The sequence below is a fragment of the Pseudomonas sp. MF09156 genome (genome assembly GCF_059862305.1).
This window is the reverse complement of record NZ_JCBCUR010000026.1, coordinates 1-18,442: the sequence shown is the minus strand read 5'-3', so window position 1 is coordinate 18,442 and position 18,442 is coordinate 1. Positions and strand designations below refer to the sequence as shown.

Annotated in this window: 17 protein-coding genes, 1 tRNA gene and 3 pseudogenes; 10 read left to right on the top strand and 11 right to left on the bottom strand. The window is 60.9% G+C overall.

The features are described from left to right. Positions 1 to 32 precede the first annotated feature (32 nt). The 8 genes from AC19YY_RS29205 to AC19YY_RS29170 all read right to left on the bottom strand — a co-directional run bounded on the left by AC19YY_RS29205 (position 33) and on the right by AC19YY_RS29170 (position 9,121). Complete coding sequence (locus AC19YY_RS29205) at positions 33 to 1,439, bottom strand: sigma-54 interaction domain-containing protein (protein ID WP_500605203.1); 1,407 nt, start codon at positions 1,437 to 1,439, stop codon at positions 33 to 35. A gap of 105 nt (positions 1,440 to 1,544) precedes the next feature. Continuing rightward, complete coding sequence (locus AC19YY_RS29200) at positions 1,545 to 3,122, bottom strand: ABC transporter ATP-binding protein (RefSeq protein ID WP_500605202.1); 1,578 nt, start codon at positions 3,120 to 3,122, stop codon at positions 1,545 to 1,547. A 14-nt stretch (positions 3,123 to 3,136) separates the two neighbouring features. Then, positions 3,137 to 4,159: an ABC transporter permease gene (locus AC19YY_RS29195; RefSeq protein ID WP_500605201.1), complete on the bottom strand. Its 1,023-nt coding sequence runs from the start codon at positions 4,157 to 4,159 to the stop codon at positions 3,137 to 3,139. After that, positions 4,159 to 5,220 (bottom strand): microcin C ABC transporter permease YejB, encoded by a 1,062-nt coding sequence (locus tag AC19YY_RS29190; protein WP_500605200.1) that lies wholly within the window; start codon positions 5,218 to 5,220, stop codon positions 4,159 to 4,161. The genes AC19YY_RS29195 and AC19YY_RS29190 overlap by 1 nt, the downstream gene beginning before the upstream one ends. Next, positions 5,220 to 7,079 (bottom strand): extracellular solute-binding protein, encoded by a 1,860-nt coding sequence (locus AC19YY_RS29185; RefSeq protein ID WP_169956527.1) that lies wholly within the window; start codon positions 7,077 to 7,079, stop codon positions 5,220 to 5,222. Before AC19YY_RS29185 ends, AC19YY_RS29190 begins: the two co-directional genes overlap by 1 nt. A 135-nt stretch (positions 7,080 to 7,214) precedes the next feature. Then, positions 7,215 to 7,496: a peptidylprolyl isomerase gene (locus AC19YY_RS29180; protein WP_032861429.1), complete on the bottom strand. Its 282-nt coding sequence runs from the start codon at positions 7,494 to 7,496 to the stop codon at positions 7,215 to 7,217. 80 nt (positions 7,497 to 7,576) lie between these two features. Continuing rightward, positions 7,577 to 8,647 (bottom strand): 3-deoxy-7-phosphoheptulonate synthase, encoded by a 1,071-nt coding sequence (locus tag AC19YY_RS29175; RefSeq protein WP_169956525.1) that lies wholly within the window; start codon positions 8,645 to 8,647, stop codon positions 7,577 to 7,579. Positions 8,648 to 8,986: 339 nt separating this feature from the next. After that, complete coding sequence (locus AC19YY_RS29170; protein ID WP_262376865.1) at positions 8,987 to 9,121, bottom strand: hypothetical protein; 135 nt, start codon at positions 9,119 to 9,121, stop codon at positions 8,987 to 8,989. A 171-nt stretch (positions 9,122 to 9,292) separates the two neighbouring features. Here AC19YY_RS29170 and AC19YY_RS29165 point away from each other — a divergent pair, with 171 nt between their 5' ends. Continuing rightward, positions 9,293 to 9,742 (top strand): GNAT family N-acetyltransferase, encoded by a 450-nt coding sequence (locus AC19YY_RS29165; protein ID WP_169956618.1) that lies wholly within the window; start codon positions 9,293 to 9,295, stop codon positions 9,740 to 9,742. 36 nt (positions 9,743 to 9,778) lie between these two features. Here the strand turns inward: AC19YY_RS29165 and AC19YY_RS29160 are convergent, their stop codons facing one another. Next, positions 9,779 to 10,018 (bottom strand): DNA-binding protein, encoded by a 240-nt coding sequence (locus tag AC19YY_RS29160; protein ID WP_169956523.1) that lies wholly within the window; start codon positions 10,016 to 10,018, stop codon positions 9,779 to 9,781. Between the two features lie 81 nt (positions 10,019 to 10,099). Here AC19YY_RS29160 and AC19YY_RS29155 point away from each other — a divergent pair, with 81 nt between their 5' ends. The 9 genes and pseudogenes from AC19YY_RS29155 to AC19YY_RS29115 all read left to right on the top strand — a co-directional run bounded on the left by AC19YY_RS29155 (position 10,100) and on the right by AC19YY_RS29115 (position 17,773). Beyond that, positions 10,100 to 10,465 carry a helix-turn-helix domain-containing protein gene (locus AC19YY_RS29155; protein WP_169956521.1) on the top strand — a complete coding sequence of 122 codons (366 nt, stop codon included), beginning with the start codon at positions 10,100 to 10,102 and terminating at the stop codon, positions 10,463 to 10,465. A 151-nt stretch (positions 10,466 to 10,616) separates the two neighbouring features. Beyond that, complete coding sequence (gacA, locus tag AC19YY_RS29150; RefSeq protein ID WP_029293774.1) at positions 10,617 to 11,258, top strand: response regulator transcription factor GacA; 642 nt, start codon at positions 10,617 to 10,619, stop codon at positions 11,256 to 11,258. A gap of 16 nt (positions 11,259 to 11,274) precedes the next feature. Beyond that, a complete protein-coding gene (gene uvrC / locus AC19YY_RS29145) occupies positions 11,275 to 13,098 on the top strand; it encodes an excinuclease ABC subunit UvrC (RefSeq protein WP_169956616.1) in 1,824 nt (607 codons plus the stop codon). A gap of 32 nt (positions 13,099 to 13,130) precedes the next feature. Beyond that, positions 13,131 to 13,691: a CDP-diacylglycerol--glycerol-3-phosphate 3-phosphatidyltransferase gene (gene pgsA, locus AC19YY_RS29140; protein ID WP_029293776.1), complete on the top strand. Its 561-nt coding sequence runs from the start codon at positions 13,131 to 13,133 to the stop codon at positions 13,689 to 13,691. 63 nt (positions 13,692 to 13,754) lie between these two features. After that, positions 13,755 to 13,830: transfer RNA gene (locus AC19YY_RS29135), tRNA-Gly, on the top strand. A gap of 225 nt (positions 13,831 to 14,055) precedes the next feature. Next, positions 14,056 to 15,342, top strand: a pseudogene (locus AC19YY_RS29130) (tyrosine-type recombinase/integrase); the annotation flags it as partial. 169 nt (positions 15,343 to 15,511) lie between these two features. Then, the gene (locus AC19YY_RS29125) at positions 15,512 to 15,961 is read left to right on the top strand and encodes a glutathione S-transferase family protein (protein WP_201765109.1); all 450 of its coding nucleotides are present in this window, start codon (positions 15,512 to 15,514) and stop codon (positions 15,959 to 15,961) included. A gap of 394 nt (positions 15,962 to 16,355) precedes the next feature. Next, positions 16,356 to 17,351: a BtrH N-terminal domain-containing protein gene (locus AC19YY_RS29120; RefSeq protein WP_040640991.1), complete on the top strand. Its 996-nt coding sequence runs from the start codon at positions 16,356 to 16,358 to the stop codon at positions 17,349 to 17,351. Between the two features lie 44 nt (positions 17,352 to 17,395). Then, on the top strand, positions 17,396 to 17,773 hold the full coding sequence (locus tag AC19YY_RS29115) for a hotdog family protein (protein ID WP_052185370.1): 378 nt from the start codon (positions 17,396 to 17,398) through the stop codon (positions 17,771 to 17,773). A gap of 142 nt (positions 17,774 to 17,915) precedes the next feature. On the opposite strand, the pseudogene AC19YY_RS29110 reads toward AC19YY_RS29115, so the two are convergent. Then, a pseudogene (locus tag AC19YY_RS29110) lies at positions 17,916 to 18,047 on the bottom strand (transposase); the annotation flags it as partial. Between the two features lie 33 nt (positions 18,048 to 18,080). Then, positions 18,081 to 18,320: pseudogene (locus AC19YY_RS29105) on the bottom strand (transposase domain-containing protein); the annotation flags it as partial. Positions 18,321 to 18,442 lie beyond the last annotated feature (122 nt).

Sequence of the window (18,442 nt, the reverse complement as noted above, 5' to 3'; positions counted from 1 at the left end):
GGGGGTGTCTTGGTAAATAGATTTGTGTCTCTTTATTGAGATTGAGCGATGCCCAGCGCCACCATCTTCTTGTACAGCGTCGAGCGCCCAAGCCCCAATTGCTTGGCCGCCTCGATCACATTGCCCTCGCACTGGCGCAACGCGGCCGCAATCAACTGCCGGTCAAACCGCTGCCGTGCCGCGCTGAAGGTCTGGACCTCGACTGGCGCCACGGCGCTGCGCTCTACCGGGCTGAACGTACCAATCGCCTCACGAATTTCCCGCGCATCCAACACCAGGTCATCGCTGAGCAACGCAGCGCGCTCCAGCACGTTGCGCAACTCGCGGATGTTTCCTGGCCAGGCATGCTCGGCCAGCAGCGCCAGGGCTTCGCGGTCCAGCTCATGCTGGCTGCGCAGTTCTTCCAGGATCGCTTCGCTCAACGCCGGAATATCATCCAGGCGTTCGCGCAGGGGCGGGACCTCGATCGGCAATACGTTGAGGCGGTAATACAAATCGGCGCGAAATTCGCCGCGCTTGATCGCGGCTTCCAGGTCGGTGGAGGTCGCGGCGATCACCCGTACGTCGCTGTGGATCATTTCGTTGGAGCCCACCGGCTCGAACTCTTTCTCCTGCAGCACCCGCAGCAGTTTGCTTTGCAGGGGCAACGGCATGTCGCCGATTTCATCGAGAAACAACGTCCCGCCCTGGGCGATTTGCAGTTTGCCGGCGCGGCCCTTGCGGTCGGCGCCGGTGAATGCGCCGGGCGCGGTGCCGAAAAACTCGGCTTCCAGAAGGTCGTGGGGGATGGCGGCGCTGTTGATGCTGACAAAGGCCTTATGGGCGCGTGGCGAGGCGCCATGGATGGCCTGGGCCAACAGCTCCTTGCCGGTGCCGGTTTCGCCCAGCAGCAACACCGGCGACTCGGCACTGGCACTGCGCCGCGCCCGGCGCTTGACCTCCAGGCTGGCAGCGCTGGTGCCGATAAAGTGCGCGAAGTTGTATTTGCTCTGGCGCGAGCGCAGCAGCGAACGGGTCGAGGCCAACTCCTGTTGCATGCTCAGGTAGCGCTCGATCATCGGCGAGAGGTTGCGCAACTCATCGAACAGGGCAAAACCGATGGCGCCGATGACCTTGCCGGCATCGTCGTGGATCGGCAGGCGCATCACCACCAACGGGCCTTTGGGGGTGTCCTGGATATCCAGGAGGATCGGCTGGTCACTGCGCACCACCTGGCGCAGCAGGCTGTTGGAGATCACCTGCTCGCACGGCTGGCCGATGGCCTGGTCGGCGCTTTTGAGGCCGAAGCGCTTGGCGTAGCGCTCGTTCATCCACACGATGTTGGCGTCGCGGTCGACAATCACCGTGCCTTCGCTGGACTGCTCGATGATCTCGAACAGGGACTGGATCGCCAGGCCACGAACGTGCGGGTAGTCCTTGAGGCTTTCGGTGGTGTTCATGCTCGGGGCGCCAACAAAAAAGATGAATGAATGACCTGATCCCCTGTAGGAGCCGGCTTGCCGGCGATGGCGATTTTACTGGCGCCATCGCCGGCAAGCCGGCTCCTACAGAGGGAGTTGCGTTGCGGCCAGCAGTTCCTGGGTGTAGGGGTGCTGTGGTGAGTCGAACACCGCCTGGCTCGGCCCGCGCTCGACCACCTTGCCGTCCTTGATCACGATCATGTCGTGGGCCATGGCCCGCACCACGGCCAGGTCATGGCTGATAAACAGGTAGGTCAGGCCGTACTTTTCCTGCAATTCACGCAGCAGCGCCACCACTTGTTTTTGCACGGTGCGATCCAGGGCCGAGGTGGGCTCGTCCAGCAGCATCAAGGCCGGGCGCAGCACCAGGGCGCGGGCGATGGCGATGCGTTGGCGCTGGCCACCGGAGAATTCGTGGGGGTAGCGATGGCGGCTGGCCGGGTCGAGGCCCACATCTTGCAGCACCTTGATCACCTGCGAGTCACGCTCCTGCAGGCTGCAGGGCGCGTGCACTTCCAGGCCTTCGCTGATGATCTGTTGCACCGACATGCGCGGGCTGAGGCTGCCATAGGGATCCTGGAACACCACCTGCATCTGCTTGCGCCACGGGCGCATCTGTTTCTGGCTGAGGCTATCGAGGGCCTCGCCCTGGAAGCGGATGCTGCCGCTGGAGTCGAGCAAGCGCAGGATCGCCTGGCCGAGGGTGGACTTGCCGGAGCCGGACTCGCCGACGATCCCCAGGGTCTTGCCCCGTTGCAGTTCCAGGCTGATGCCGTCCACCGCTTGCAGGTACTGCTTGCGCCGGAACAGCCCGCCAGCGATGGGGAAACGCACACTCAGTCCGTCGACCTGCAACACCGTCTCGCGTGCATCCTGGCACAGTGCCGTGCCGACCGGTTCGGCATCCAGCAGCAGGCGGCTGTAGGGGTGTCGTGGGACGTTGAACAGGGTTTGGCAGTCGGCCTGCTCGACGATTTCCCCGGCCTGCATCACGCACACGCGCTGGGCAATGCTGCGCACCAGGTTGAGGTCATGGCTGATCAGCAGCAAGGACATGCCCAGGCGTTGCTGCAAGGATTTGAGCAGCAGCAGGATCTTGCGCTGCACCGTCACATCCAGGGCGGTAGTCGGCTCGTCGGCGATCAGCAGTTCCGGCTCGCAGGCCAGGGCCATGGCAATCATCACCCGCTGGCGCTGGCCGCCCGACAACTGATGGGGGTAAGACTTGAGGCGTTCCTGGGGATTGCGGATGCCCACCAGGTCCAGCAGCTCGAGGATACGCGCCTGGGCCGCCTTGCCGCCGAGGCCCTTGTGCAGCAGCAGGGTTTCGCCGATCTGCTTTTCGATGCTGTGCAAGGGGTTGAGGGAGGTCATCGGCTCCTGGAAGATCATCGCGATACGGTTGCCCCGCAGTTTTTGCAGGGTGCTGGCGGTGGCGCCGAGCAGTTCCTGGCCGCGATAGCGCACCGACCCTGTGGTAGCGGTGCCGGCCTGGGGCAGCAGTTGCAGGATCGAATGGGCCGTCACCGATTTGCCCGAGCCCGACTCGCCCACCAGCGCCAGGCACTCGCCGGGGCGGATATCCAGGCTCAGGTTGCGCACCACGGTCTGGCCGTTGAAGGCGACGCACAGGTCGCGGATCTCGATCAGGTTGTCAGTCATGGATGCATCGCCCTTCATGATCGTGGGTCGAAGGCGTCACGCAGCGCCTCGCCGATAAATACCAGCAGCGACAGAATCAGCGCCAGGGTGAAAAAGGCCGTGAGCCCGAGCCACGGCGCCTGCAGGTTTTGCTTGCCCTGGGCGATCAACTCACCCAGGGACGCGCTGCCCGCCGGCATGCCGAAGCCGAGGAAATCCAGGGCGCTGAGGGTGGAAATCGCCCCGGTCAGGATGAAAGGCAGGTAGCTCAGGGTGGCGGTCATCGCGTTCGGCAGGATGTGCCGGCGGATGATCTTGCCGTCACTCAGGCCCAGGGCTCGCGCGGCTTTCACATATTCCAGGTTGCGCCCGCGCAGGAATTCGGCGCGCACCACATCCACCAGGGCCAGCCAGGAAAACAGCGCCATGATCCCCAGCAGCCACCAGAAGTTGGGCTCGACAAACCCCGAGAGGATGATCAGCAGGTACAGCACCGGCAGCCCCGACCACACTTCGAGGATGCGCTGGCCAAGCAGGTCGACCCAGCCGCCGTAATAGCCCTGCAAGGCACCGGCGGCAATGCCGATGACGGCGCTGATCGCGGTCAGGCCGAGGGCGAACAGGATCGATACCCGCGCGCCGAAGATCACCCGCGCCAGCACATCGCGGGACTGGTCGTCGGTGCCCAGCCAGTTCACCGTGGACGGCGGGCTGGGGGCAGGGCGGGTCAGTTCGTAGTTGGGCGTGTCATCGCTGAAGGGGATCGGCGGGAACAGCATCCAGCCGCCGTCTTGCTCGATCAGTTGCTGCACGTAGTCACTGCGGTAGTCGGCCTGGAATGGCAGTTGCCCGCCGAACTGCTGCTCGGTGTAGCGCTTGAACACCGGGAAGTACAGTTCGTCCTGGTAGCTGAGCACCAGCGGTTTGTCATTGGCGATCAACTCGCCGCCCAGGGTCAGGATAAACAGGCCGATAAACAGCCACAGCGACCACCAACCCCGGCGGTTTTGCTTGAAGCGTTCGAAGCGCCGACGGGCTACGGGAGACAGATTGAGCATCAGGCGTTCCTCGCGGCAAAGTCGATACGCGGGTCCACCAGGGTGTAGCAGAGGTCGCCGATCAGTTTTATCAAGAGGCCAAACAGGGTGAAGATAAACAGTGAGCCAAACACCACCGGATAGTCCCGCGACACCGCCGCTTCGTAGCTCATGCGGCCCAGGCCGTCGAGGGAGAAGATCACCTCGATCAGCAGCGAACCGGCGAAGAACACACTGATAAACGCCTGGGGGATCCCGGAGATCACCAGCAGCATGGCGTTGCGAAACACATGGCCGTAGAGCACGCGCCGTTCGCTCAGGCCCTTGGCGCGTGCGGTGACCACGTACTGACGGGTGATTTCATTGAGGAACGAGTTTTTGGTGAGGATGGTCAAGGTGGCGAAACCACCGATCACCAGAGCGCTGACCGGCAGCACCAGGTGCCAGAAGTAATCGGCGATCTTGCCCAGGGTGCTCAGTTGCTCGAAATTCTCCGACACCAGGCCCCGCACCGGGAACCAGTTCAGGGTGGTGCCGCCGGCAAAGACCACGATCAAGAACATCGCGAACAGGAAGGCCGGCATCGCGTAGCCAATGACGATGGCGGTGCTGCTCCACACATCGAAACTGCTGCCGTGGCGCACCGCCTTGCGGATCCCCAGGGGGATCGACACCAGGTAGGTGATCAGCGTGGCCCAGAGGCCGAGGGAAAGGGTCACCGGCATCTTTTCCAGGATCAGGTCGATCACCGTGGCGCCGCGAAAGAAGCTGTTGCCAAAATCCAGCTGGGCGTAGTTCTTGAGCATCAGCCACAGGCGTTCGGGCGCGGATTTGTCGAAGCCGTATTGTTTTTCGATGTCCTTGATCAGCTTGGGGTCCAGGCCGCGACTGGCGCGTGACCCACTGCTGACGCCGTCGCCGGCCGAGCCGCCGACGCCCCCGCCGCCAATCCCCTGCAAGTGGGCGATGGCTTGCTCCACCGGCCCGCCGGGCGCGGCCTGGACGATCACAAAGTTCACCAGCAGGATGATCACCAGGGTCGGGATGATCAGCAGCAGGCGCCGCACGATATAGGCAAACATCAGCGGGCACCTCGCGGCTTGTTCAGTTCGGCTTTCATCTGCTCATTGGTCAGGGGTGTCGGGCTGACCTCCCACCACGATTCCAGCGCCTCGTCGTTGCTGGCCTCGATGGCCGGGCGACCGAAGCGGTTCCACCACGCGGCCGAGGTGCCGGGCGGGTAGTAATTGGGGATCCAGTAGTAATTCCATTGCAGCACCCGGTCCAGGGCATGGGCGTAGCTGAGCATCTGCGCCTGGGTGGTAGCACGCACCAGGCCGGTGACCAGGGTGTCGACCGCCGGGTTTTGCAGGACGATGTAGTTGTTGCTGCCCGGGTCGAAGGCCGACGAGGAACCGAAGTAGTTGTACAGCTCCATGCCTGGCGAAGTGGTGACCGGGAAGCCGGTGACGATCATGTCGTAGTCGCGGGTCATCAGGCGGTTGACGTACTGGGATGAGTCGATGCGCCGGATGTTGAGGGTAATGCCGATCTGCGCCAGGTTGCGTTTATAGGGGAGCAGCAGGCGTTCGAGGCCGTTTTGCACATTGAGGAAGGTGAACTCCAGGGGTTCGCCGGCAGCGTTCACCAGCTTGTCGCCCTTGGGCGTCCAGCCGGCGTCTTCCAGCAAGGCCAGGGCTTGCAGTTGCTTGTCGCGGATCATGCCGCTGCCGTCGGTGGTCGGCGCCTTGAACACTTGGGTGAAGACTTCGTCGGGGATCTGCCCGCGCAAGGGTTCGAGAATCGCCAGTTCCTGGGCGTCGGGCAGTTGGGTGGCGGCCAGCGGGCTGTTGGAAAAGTAGCTTTGCTGGCGGATATACAGGTTGCGCATCATCTGCCGGTTGGCCCACTCGAAATCCCAGAGCATGGCCAGGGCCTGGCGCACGCGGCGGTCCTGGAATATCGGCTTTTGCATATTGAACACGTAGCCCTGGGCCGCTTGCGGGGCTTGCTTGGCCAGGTGCGCGCGTTGCAGGCGGCCATCGTCCAGGGCCGGGCCGTTGTAGCCGATGGAATAGCCGGTGGCGGAGAACTCGCGGTTGAAGTCATAGGCGCCGCCGCGCAGGACCTGGCGCGCGACTTCGGTATCGCCGAAGTACTCCAGGCTCAAGCGGTCGAAGTTGTACAGGCCGCGGCTGACGGGCAAGTCCTTGCCCCACCAGTCGGGGTCGCGCTGGAAGGTGATAGTGCTGCCGGAATTGATCTTGCTGACTTTGTACGGACCGCTGCCCAGGGGCACCTCATAGCCGCCGCCGTTGGCGAAGTCGCGGCTTTTCCACCAATGTTCGGGGAACACCGGCAGGGTCGCGATATCCAGGGGCAGGGTGCGGTTCTCGTTGCTGGAGAAGTCAAAGCGCACTTGCAGGGGGCCTTCGACCTCGACGTGCTTGACGTCGGCAAACAGCGTGCGAAAGCGCAGGCTGCCCTGGGTCATCAGCAGGTTGAAGCTATAGCGTACGTCTTCTGCGGTGATCGGCTTGCCGTCGGCAAATCGTGCCTTGGGGTTGAGGAAAAAACGCAGGTACAGGCCGTCCTCGGCGCGCTCCATCTTTTGCGCGACCAGGCCGTAGACGGTATAGGGCTCATCCAGCGAGCGGTAGGCCAGGGGCGAGTACACCCAGCCGTCCAGCTGGCTGACGCCGATGCCTTTGTCGATATACGGCAGTACATGGTCGAAGCGGCCGACTTCGAGGGCCGAGCGCTTGAGGCTGCCGCCCTTGGGGGCATCGGGGTTCACATAGTCGAAATGCTTGAAATCGGCGGGGTACTTGGCAGGTTCGCCGTAGACGGTCAATGCCTGTTGCGGGGCAGCAAACGAGATGGAACTCGCCAACAGCAGGGCCAGGGTAGAGCCAACTAACGTGAGTAAGTCCAGTCGCATTATCAGCCTTGAGCGCCGGGTGAAGAAGGAAGGGGACTTGTACCCTAACCGCACGCGGGTCGCCAGTCACCCCACTGGCACACAAACACAACGGCCCACCAAAAGGCGGGCCGTTGTGTTTTGCAAAGATGTGGATCAGTCCTGGCGGCTGGTCACTTCCAGCAGGTGATAACCGAACTGGGTTTTCACCGGGCCCTGCACGGTGTTGACCGGGGCGCTGAACACGACAGTGTCGAATTCCTTGACCATCTGGCCAGGGCCGAACGAACCCAGGTTGCCGCCATCACGGCTCGATGGGCAGCTGGAGTTGGCTTTGGCGATTTCTGCGAAATCAGCGCCGCCTTCGATCTGGGCTTTGAGTTCGTTGCACTTGTCTTCGGTGGCAACCAGGATGTGACGGGCGGTAGCTTTAGCCATGATGGGTAACTCCTTGAATAAAAAAGGTGAGCGTACCGGATTCAGGCGGTTATTTCCCGGCAAAGTTCCACTGATTTACATCAGGCTTGATCGCGCAGACGTGCGGCCGCTTCACGCAGCAACTGCTCAGTCCCATCCCAACCCAGGCAGCCGTCGGTCACCGAGACGCCGTAGCGCATCGACGGGCTGAGCGGCTGGCAGCCTTCGAACAAATGACTCTCCAGCATCATGCCGATCAGCGAGGTGTCGCCCTGCAAGCGCTGCTCCAGCACGTCATTGAACACCGCTGGCTGGCGCATCGGGTCCTTGCCGCTGTTGGCGTGGCTGCAATCGACCATGATCCGCGTGGCCACTTTGCTTTTGGCCAGGTCGGTCTTGACCTGGGCCACGCTCTGGCGGTCGTAGTTCGGGCCGCGATGGCCGCCGCGCAACACCAGGTGGGTGTCGGCGTTGCCCGGAGTCTGGATGATCGCCGGATGGCCCTGGCTGTCGACGCCAAAGTGGCGGTGCGGATGGGCTGCCGAACGCATGGCGTCGCAGGCGATGGCCACGCCGCCGTCGGTGCCGTTCTTGAAGCCGACAGGCATGCCCAGGCCGCTGGCCATTTCCCGGTGGATCTGCGATTCGGTGGTGCGGGCGCCGATGGCGACCCAACTGAGCACATCGTCGAAGTAGCCGGCGGCCATTGGTTGCAGCAACTCGGTGGCGACCGGCAAGCCCAGGCGCAGCATTTCGCGCATCAATTCCCGTGACAGCGTGAGGCCGGCGGCCATGTCATCGCTGCCATCGAGGTGCGGGTCGTAGGCCAGGCCTTTCCAGCCGATGGTGGTGCGCGGTTTTTCGACGTAGGCGCGGATTACCAGGAGCATTTGGTCACTGACGTCATTGGCCAGTTTCTTCAGATTGCGCGCGTATTCCATGGCGGATTCGGGGTCATGGATCGAGCAGGGGCCGACGATGACCAGCAGGCGCGAGTCTTCACCCGTGAGAATCGCGCGGATCGCCTGGCGATGAGCGTTGACTTGCTCGGTCAGGAACGGGCTCAGGGGCAATTGGTGCTTGAGCTCAAGGGCGCTGGGCAAACGCTGGGTCAGCGCTTCATTGGCGCTGGACAGGGTGGTGACGGGCAGGGCGGCGATGGAGGAGTTCATATGTTCTGCTTCCTGGGCAAGCGGCGGGCTGTTCCCGCGCGCTCTGCCCTACTGGGGTGTTCGACAATTGGCCGTATTGGCTGCGTGTGTTGGCTTGCCACCAAGAGGTGACCGATCGGAGGCGGCAGGCTGTCCCGAACGGAGCTTGCTAAATCGCCAGGCGGTGCAGGTGTCGTAACGGTAATAAGTGCTGAAGTTCATGGTGTGGTTTCCTTTAAGTTCGGTGTGTAGCAAAAAATGTTCAGGGCTGAAAAAACAAAACCCCCGGTCGGGGAGCCGACCGGGGGTTAGATTTCTCTGGCAGGCGACCCCTTGAGTAGTGGGCGCCGATTTCAGGTATCAGGCGCGCCAGTGGCTAAACCAATACCCAAAATAAAAGCTGGCCAGTGCGCTCAAACCGTTCACGCGGGTAGCCACGACCGAACGCTGTGCGTTGGCAGTAGGGCAAGCCTGGGTGAGGGTGAGTTGCAACATGGTGTTTCTCCAAATGATGGGGTGGAGCTTAACTGACGCATGCCGCTGGATTCAATCAGTAATTTCTATCGCGAGGAGGGGCTTACCACTATGGCGGATGTCCCGATATGCTGGATGGATACTCACAATGATTGCCTGGACGCGACCTGTGACGCAATGGAGCCCACTGCTATGGCATTCACCCTCAAGGCAGCATCGGATCAACACCTGGCCTTTGCGCGCAGCCTGACACACCAGGCGATGGGCCATTACTATCGGCAGTATGATCTGACATGGTCCGACAAAGGCTTCGACACCGCCTGGGCCGGGCGGGAAAACTGGTTGATTTGCCAGGACGACAGGCTGGTAGGGTTCGTCAGCCTCAGCCGCGATGACAATGCGCTATACATTCGCGAACTGCACATTCTCGAGGCTTTTCGCCGCCAGGGCGCAGGCAGTTGGGTGCTGGAGCAGATGATCTGCAAGGCGCATGTCGAAAAGCGGGGTTATCTGCGCTTGACGGTATTCAAGACCAATCCGGCTAGAAGGCTGTATCAGCGACAGGGCCTGAGTATTGTCGGTGAGGAGGGGTGTTTCTGGCGCATGGAGTCCGTTTGTCTATCAGCGCAGTCGTCCCGGTAAACCTCGCGCTCGACTTGAATCGGTGCATACTGCTCTTTAGGAGCCAATCTCCTGATCATTGCCTGGGCTTTTTGCCTCGTTAAGGATGATCCCCTCTTTCATGCCCAAAAGGACCGCGACCTTATGGGCTTCTCCCCGCCGCCCCTTTTTACGCCCAGCGAGCACTTGATAGGTGGTCGCCGGATCCACGCCATGTTCCCTGGCGAATGCCTGGACCGATTTGCCTTGATGTTCCAGCCAGGCTTTGGCTTGTGCAGCGGTACGGATTCCGGGCATAGTTCAAAACCGTTCAAGTTTGTGTAAAACGAGATGACATCGTCACCTCTTGGGGTGTGCCAGAAAGGATATTACATCCAAATGAGTGGAATAGGTTCGCGCTTACGGCAAGAAAGAGAGCGACTTGGCTTGTCGCAAAAGGTTTTTGGTGAAATAGGAGGCGTGGAGGCTAACGCGCAAGGTAAATATGAAAGTGGTGGCCGCGCACCCAAGGCCGATTACTTATCCCGCGTTGCAGAAAAAGGTGTCGATATTCTGTTTGTTTTGACAGGTAGCCCAACTCCCATCCAGTTGGACAACCTGAGCCAGATCGAAGAAAAAGTCCTGGGCAACTACCGCGCGATGTTTAAAGAGGATCAGGATGCAATCCGCAGGCTGACCAGCACCTTGGCAGAGCATTGCTCTGTGGCAAACGGAAAATCCCGGCCGATCCCCAAGGAATCCTGACCTTTTGCCCAGGAAACAACCCCGCCTGCCGCTCGGCAGGCGTTCGTAGTGGATTGAAACTCTATATATATGACGCGTTCAGCTAGGTCTGTGCCGTGGTTTTTTGCTAAGGTGTCCGGCAACCTATAAGACCATTTCGCGAGGTGTCTGCTTGATTAGGGTGCTAGTAGTCGATGACCATGATCTCGTTCGTACAGGCATTACACGAATGCTGGCTGACATCGATGGCCTGCAAGTAGTCGGTCAGGCCGAGTCGGGGGAGGAATCCCTGATCAAAGCGCGTGAATTGAAACCCGATGTGGTCTTGATGGACGTCAAGATGCCGGGGATTGGCGGTCTTGGCGCGACCTGCAAGTTGCTGCGCAGTCATCCGGATATCAAGGTTGTCGTGGTTACGGTTTGTGAGGAAGACCCTTTTCCTACCAGGCTTCTGCAGGCAGGTGCAGCGGGTTACCTGACTAAAGGCGCGGGGCTTGCGGAGATGGTCCAGGCTATCCGCCTGGTATTTGCCGGCCAGCGCTACATCAGCCCGCAGATTGCCCAGCAATTGGCGATCAAGTCTTTCCAGCCGGTCAGCGATTCGCCGTTTGATGCCTTGTCCGAGCGCGAGATCCAGATCGCCCTGATGATTGTCGGTTGCCAGAAGGTCCAGTCGATTTCGGACAAGCTCTGCCTGTCGCCGAAAACCGTGAACACCTACCGTTATCGAATCTTCGAGAAGCTATCCATCAGCAGTGATGTTGAACTGACCTTGCTCGCGGTTCGCCACGGCATGGTGGACGCCAGCGCCTGAAATGCAAGCCACTGAAATAACCGCCGCGTTTGATCCCAGTGCATTTCTAGCGACCTGCAGTGGCCGGCCTGGCGTGTATCGCATGTTCGACAGCGAGGCGCGTCTGCTGTACGTCGGCAAGGCCAAGAACCTCAAGAAGCGCCTGGCCAGTTACTTTCGCAAGACCGGCCTGGCGCCGAAGACCGCCGCGCTGGTGGGGCGTATCGCCCAGGTCGAAACCACCATCACCGCCAATGAAACCGAGGCGTTGCTGCTTGAGCAGACGCTGATCAAGGAATGGCGGCCGCCCTACAATATTCTGTTGCGTGACGATAAGTCCTACCCGTACGTGTTTCTGTCGGACGGTGACTTTCCGCGCCTGAGCATCCATCGCGGGGCGAAGAAGCGCAAGGGCAAGTATTTTGGCCCGTACCCCAGCGCCGGGGCGATCCGCGAGAGCCTGAGCCTGCTGCAAAAGACCTTCTTCGTGCGCCAATGTGAAGACAGCTTCTACAAGAACCGTACCCGCCCGTGCCTGCAATACCAGATCAAGCGCTGCAAGGCGCCTTGTGTCGGGCTGGTCGAGCCTAAGGAATATGCCGAAGACGTGCGTCACTCGGTGATGTTCCTCGAAGGGCGCAGCAATGCCCTGGCCGACGAACTGTCGGGGGCCATGGAGCAGGCGGCCAGCGTCCTGGATTTCGAACGGGCCGCCGAGCTGCGTGACCAGGTGTCGCTGTTGCGCCGGGTACAGGACCAGCAGAGCATGGAGGGCGGCACCGGTGACGTCGACGTGATTGCGGCCTTCGTCAACCCGGGCGGGGCCTGTGTGCACCTGATCAGCGTGCGTGGCGGTCGGGTGCTGGGCAGCAAGAACTTCTTTCCCCAGACGGGGATCGAGGAGGAGGTGGCCGAAGTCATGGCTGCGTTCCTCGGCCAGTATTACGTCAGCAGCCCCGAGCGCGACTTGCCGGGTGAATTGATCGTCAACGTGGTTCACGAAGACTTCCCCGCGCTGATCGATGCGATCCACGCCCTGCGTGGCCGCGAGCTAGACATCAGCCACCGGGTGCGCGGCACCCGTGCACGCTGGCAGCAATTGGCGGTGACCAACGCCGAACAGGCCCTGAGCGCGCGCCTGGCCAATCGCCAGCATGTGGCCGCGCGCTTTGAAGCGCTGGCCGACGTGCTCAAGCTCGACGAACCGCCGCAACGCCTTGAGTGCTACGACATCAGCCACTCCAGCGGCGAGGCGACCGTGGCGTCCTGCGTGGTCTTCGGTCCGGAAGGGCCGATCAAGTCCGACTATCGACGCTACAACATTGAAGGCGTCACCCCGGGTGATGACTATGCCGCCATGCACCAGGCCCTGACCCGGCGCTTCAGCAAACTCAAGGACGGCGAGGGCAAGCTGCCGGATATCCTGCTGGTAGACGGCGGCAAGGGCCAGTTGTCCATGGCCCGTGACGTGCTCAACGAACTGGCGGTGCCCGACCTGATTCTGCTCGGCGTGGCCAAGGGTGCGACGCGCAAGGCCGGTTTTGAAACGTTGTACTTGAATGATGCGGCCCATGAGTTCACCTTGAAGGGCGACTCACCGGCGCTGCACCTGATTCAGCAGATCCGCGATGAAGCCCACCGCTTTGCCATTACCGGCCACCGTGCCCGCCGTGGTAAGACCCGGCGCACCTCAACCCTGGAAGGGGTTGCGGGTGTAGGACCAAAGCGGCGGCGTGAACTGTTGAAACATTTCGGTGGATTGCAGGAATTGTCCCGTGCCAGCATTGAAGAAATAGCCAAAGCCCCTGGTATCAGTAAAAAGCTCGCTGAGTTGATTTATGCAAACCTACACAGCGAGTAGAATGCCCTCTCACCTCGTAGCCAGTTGTGCCGATGAATATCCCTAATCTGATCACCGTTCTACGCGTCCTGCTCATTCCGATTTTCATTTTGCTGTTTTACCTGCCCTATGAATGGAGCTACATGGCCTCCAGTTCGGTCTTTGCCTTCGCGGCCGCGACTGACTGGCTAGACGGCTACCTGGCACGACGCCTGGAGCAGAGCACGCCGTTTGGCGCGTTCCTCGACCCCGTAGCCGACAAGCTGATGGTCGCCGTGGCGCTGGTGCTGCTCGTACAAGAGCACGGCAACCTGTGGCTGACCCTGCCTGCCGCCGTGATCATCGGTCGTGAAATCGTCGTCTCGGCCTTGCGCGAATGGATGGCCGAAATCGGCGCACGCGCCCATGTGGCCGTGTCCAACATGGGCAAATGGAAAACCGCCGCGCAAATGCTGGCGCTGGTCATCCTGCTGGCCAACCCGTCGAATTTCACGTTCTGGGTGCTGCTGGGCTACGCCTTGCTGCTGATCGCCGCCGGCCTGACCTTGTGGTCCATGCTGCAATACCTGCGCGCCGCCTGGCCCCATCTGCGCACCACCGTGGAAAAGAAATAAAACTTTTTTGAATCAAGGGGTTGACGGGTGGTGAGGATTCTATAGAATGCGCATCACCAAGACGCGGGAATAGCTCAGTTGGTAGAGCACGACCTTGCCAAGGTCGGGGTCGCGAGTTCGAGTCTCGTTTCCCGCTCCAGATTATGATCTACAGGCGTCTACCAAAGTCTGTAAGTCATTGAAAAAAGGGCCTTACGGCCCTTATTTCGTTCCAGCAACATCTACCGGAATCTACCCCCAGCCAGGGCGTTTAAGTCCATTTTTGAGTCCACCTTTACGGGGGCTGTGGTTTCCGGATTGTTGCTGGAGGAGTGCGGTCGGCGAGGCAAGTATCGGGTCCTGACTCTTGTTCAGGAGTTCGCTCATGGCACTTACAGATGTCGCCGTCCGGCAGGCCCGCCCGACCGGCAAAGACTATACCCTCCGTGATTTCGATGGCCTCTCGCTGGCGGTATCCGCCAAGGGCGGCAAGTCGTGGCACTTCAGGTACTACTGGGCCGCCAGGCAGAAGCGGATGTCCCTGGGCACCTATCCGGCCGTCAGCCTTCGGGAAGCGCGTGCGTTGCGTGATGAGGCCCGTGCCTTGGCCGCGAAAGGTATAAACCCCAAGATCGACCGCAAGCAAAAGCTCCACGCTGTCCGCTTGGCGACGGAAAACAGCTTCAAGGCAGTTTATCTGCAGTGGCTTGCACACCGCAGGCTGGACCTCAAGGAAGGGCGGCAGAGCACGCTCTCGCAGATCCAGCGCATTTTCGACAAGGATGTGTTGCCTGCCCTTGGCACCGTAACCATCTTCGATATCCGCCGCCCCAATCTGCTGGACGTACTCGCCAGGATCGAGCAGCGCGGGGCATTCACAACTGCGGAGAAGGTGCGTTCCTGGCTCAGGCAGTTGTTCCGCTTTGCCATGGTAAAAGTCGGAGGGTTGGAGGCTAACCCTGCGTCCGATCTGGACGTGGTTGCAGCCCCCAAACCCCCCGTTGCTCATAACCCCTTCCTGCGCTTGCACCAGTTGCCCGAGCTGCTGCGCAAGCTGCGCAGTTATAGGGGCACGATCACCACGCAACTTGGGATTCGTCTGTTGCTGCTGACCGGCGTGCGCACCGGCGAGCTGCGCTTGGCGACCCCTGATCAGTTCGATCTTGAACGCGGCTTGTGGACCATTCCACCCGAGGTGGTCAAGCAACTGCAGGACGGCATGCGCAAGCGTGGAAAGCGACCGCAGGACATTCCGCCCTACATCGTGCCGTTATCTGTCCAGGCCATCGAGGTCGTTCGCTATCTGCTGGAGCTGGTCAAACCAGCCCAACGCCACCTGCTGGCCCACCGTGGCGACCTAAAGAAGCGCATTAGCGAGAACACGCTGAATGCAGCGCTCAAGCGCATGGGCTACGAGGGGTTACTCACAGGTCATGGCATTCGTGGCACGCTCTCCACGGCGCTCAACGAGATTGGCTACCCCAAGATTTGGGTGGATGCGCAACTCTCGCACGCTGATCCCAATAAAGTCAGCGCGACCTACAACCACGCCCTATATGTAGAGCCTCGTCGAAGGATGATGCAGGACTGGGCCAACCGGCTTGATCTGCTGGAGCGGGGCAAGGTGGCGGCGGCCAGCACGCACCTGACCATTCGTATTGATGATGTGCCGTTGCTGGGCGAGGGTACAGAAGGATCTGGATACCTAATGGAGCATACGGTGCAGCAGCAGGTAAGGGATGTTGATTCGTAGCAGCGTTATCGGGTGCTGTTACAGCCCCGCGAGACGAACCCGTTTCGCGTCCGCATCGCCTTGGCAGAGAAGGGCGCAACGGATAAGGTTGAATTCGTCCCCGTCGATGGGCAGCGAGCACCGTTCCGACGCGTTCAAGGCGAAGAATCCGGATGCCACCGTACCCTTGCTGGAGCTTGACGATGGCACCTGCATCGCCCAGCGCAACGCTATCACGGAATATATCGACAGCGTTTTTGACGGTCCGTCCCTGATGGGCGCAACCCCGAAGGAACGCGCACGCATCGCGATGATGAGTCTGCGGGCTGAAAACGGCCTGATGAGTCCGGTGGGCACCTATTTCCACCACGTGACCCCGGGCCTTGGTCCGGATCTGGAGACCTGGCAATGCGCCGAATGGGGCAATAGGCAGAAGGAAGTTGCTCGCGCAACCATAGCATATCTGGAAGACCCCGCCGTGTTTGACGTCGCAATGCAACTCTTGAGCGCCCGCTGCCAAGAGGTTTTGGGTGAGGATAATGTATGCCTGAATCCGTGACCTCGACTCCATTGGATCCCAGATGCACTCGCCATTGACGCCGGAGTCAATCGTTCGCTGCCGACTTCGCTTTTGGTCGGCCCTGCCTCGGCGTTGAGAAGCAGCGTGTCGGGCAAGGTTATATTCATCACCGACGCACCTCGGGGAATCGGCCAGGCCACCGCTGTTGCATCCCTGTGATTGGTGAAAATGATCGACCCGGTACCTGGCCTCGGCTACTGTGCTCGGTGACCGGGTGCTGGCGCAGGCCGCCTGACGCGAGTGCTGAACTCGCCGGCCGTACCTGAAACGTTCTGGGTAATTGACCGGGCCAGCCCTTCAAAGCAACGCAGATTGTGACGGAATGTTATGTGCCAAAATTCATTCATCGGTCTTCAAGAGAGGTAAATCGATAATGTCATCGCACACTGAAGAGATTGCCCCCGCCCTCGCCATTCCTCATCGGCCCGGCCGCCATTGCGGGAGTTCGGCTATCCGGGACTTGCTCGAGTTCCATGGCACGACACTGACCGAGGCCATGTGTTTTGGGCTAGGCTCGGGGCTAGGCATCACGTACCTGACGCTGCCCGGTACGCCGACACCCTTTCTGGTCCATGTACGCTCGCTGGGATACGAGGAGCGGGTATTTCAGGCGCTTGACGTACCGTTCGCCTGGACAAGTTACGGCTCGGTCGAGGAGGGCGCGCAGGCGCTAGATGGCCTGCTCGACCAGGGGTGCCCGGCCCTGCTGCTGACCGATATTTTTCACCTGCCGTACTTTGCCAGCCGCACGCATTTTCCCGGCCATGCCATCGTGGCCTGGCAGCGCCAACCGACGGATGGTTGCATTCTGGTGACGGATACTGAGCGCCCAGCGCCCATCCCGGTGGCACGTGCCGCCCTAGCGCGTGCACGCTTCGCGGAACTGCCTCCCTTTCTTCATGCTGGCAACTTGTTCGCGCCTCCCGCCATTGATGCCCGGCTTTCGGTCGAGCGGGTGGCGGCAGCTATACGCCATAACGCGCGTTTGCTGCTGGAGGGCGGACACAATACCGGCTTGGCCGCGCTCGATACCTGGCTGGCCGATCTTGGCCGCTGGGAGAGCGAGGGCGATTGGCGCTGGACGACGCGTTTTGCTTATCAAGTTATCGAGCGGCGCGGCACGGGCGGCGGTGGCTTTCGCAAGATGTACGCAGAATTTCTGGAGGAAGCCGCATCGGCTGATCCACGCATCAGCGAGTTGCAGCTGCCGGAACTAATGACAGGTTGTGCCATATGCTGGACAGCGCTGGCGCTGGTGCTGAAAGCAGGCTCCGAGAGCGAATGCTTCCCTACAAAGCAACTCGCTGATGCCCTGCAAGCCTTACGGGTGGCGGAGCGTCGCTATGTCGACGCTGTTCTGACATATTGAGTGAACGCAGTTGCAGTACACATAGAGGAGTAGGCATATCGCATATGAAGCCGGAGCTGGGCCAAACTGCCATGGCCAAAGCATTTTTCGGCTGCCAGCATCTGCTGTTCAACGCCTTCGGTATCGACGTGGTGGCGGTGGCTGACGCCAGGGCGGAGATGACGATGCCGTTTCCGAAACTCTTGCCGACGGCCATAGAGCGTTGCACCGGGGCCGCTGGTGACCCTGCTCGACACGACGTGCGGACTGGCCATTTTCTCCGCGCTCCGCTCTATGCCACCATAGACCTGCGCGTCGATTACCTGCGTGCCATTCCTGCGCGCGGTGGCCGAATGCTTCAGCTGGACAGACAGCGTGGCTTTTGTCTCCGGCCTAGGAGCCTGTCGGGCTTGCCCCCGCGGCGGGATCAAGGTGCTTTTTGACGCGTCGCCGTGCCTTTCAGGCATCTGAGTTGGGTCGCGGCCCCGGGGGACGAATCAGCACGCCTGAGCAGCTGTTTGAACGGCCTCGGGGCGTACTTTTCTACCTTTACGCTGCACGCAGCACATGCAGGCGCTTGATGTTCTAGGCCATGGTCACCAAGCTCCATTCACATTGGGCCTTGGCCAGTCCGCGCATGCTCATCTGCCGCCAACCCATCACCCGCTTGATGATTCCGAAGACCGGCTCGACCGTCTGCTTGCGCAGCTTGTATAGCGGTAAGCGTCCGCCCAACTCACCTTGCGTAAGTTAGGCTGGCACCCACCGATGCGGCAGCAGTTGATCAATCTCACTTGCCCGATGCGTCGGCAGGCGCGTCAGCACATCTTTGAGATAGGCATATGGATCATGCCCATTCATGCGCGCTGACTGGATCAAACTCATGATCGCCGCTGCCCGTTTGCCACTGCGCAGCGAGCCGGCGAATAACCAGTTCGAGCGCCCAAGAGCCCACGGCCGGATCTGATTTTCGACCGGGTTGTTATGTACGCCCTGACAAGGCGTATGAGTTCAGTGGGTGCGAATCCCACCCGGCCACTGTCGCTCCGGCCGGAAGCACTTCGGAGCAGTTCAGGAGGCAACGAATGGGCTGAAGTATCTGAAGAAAAGGC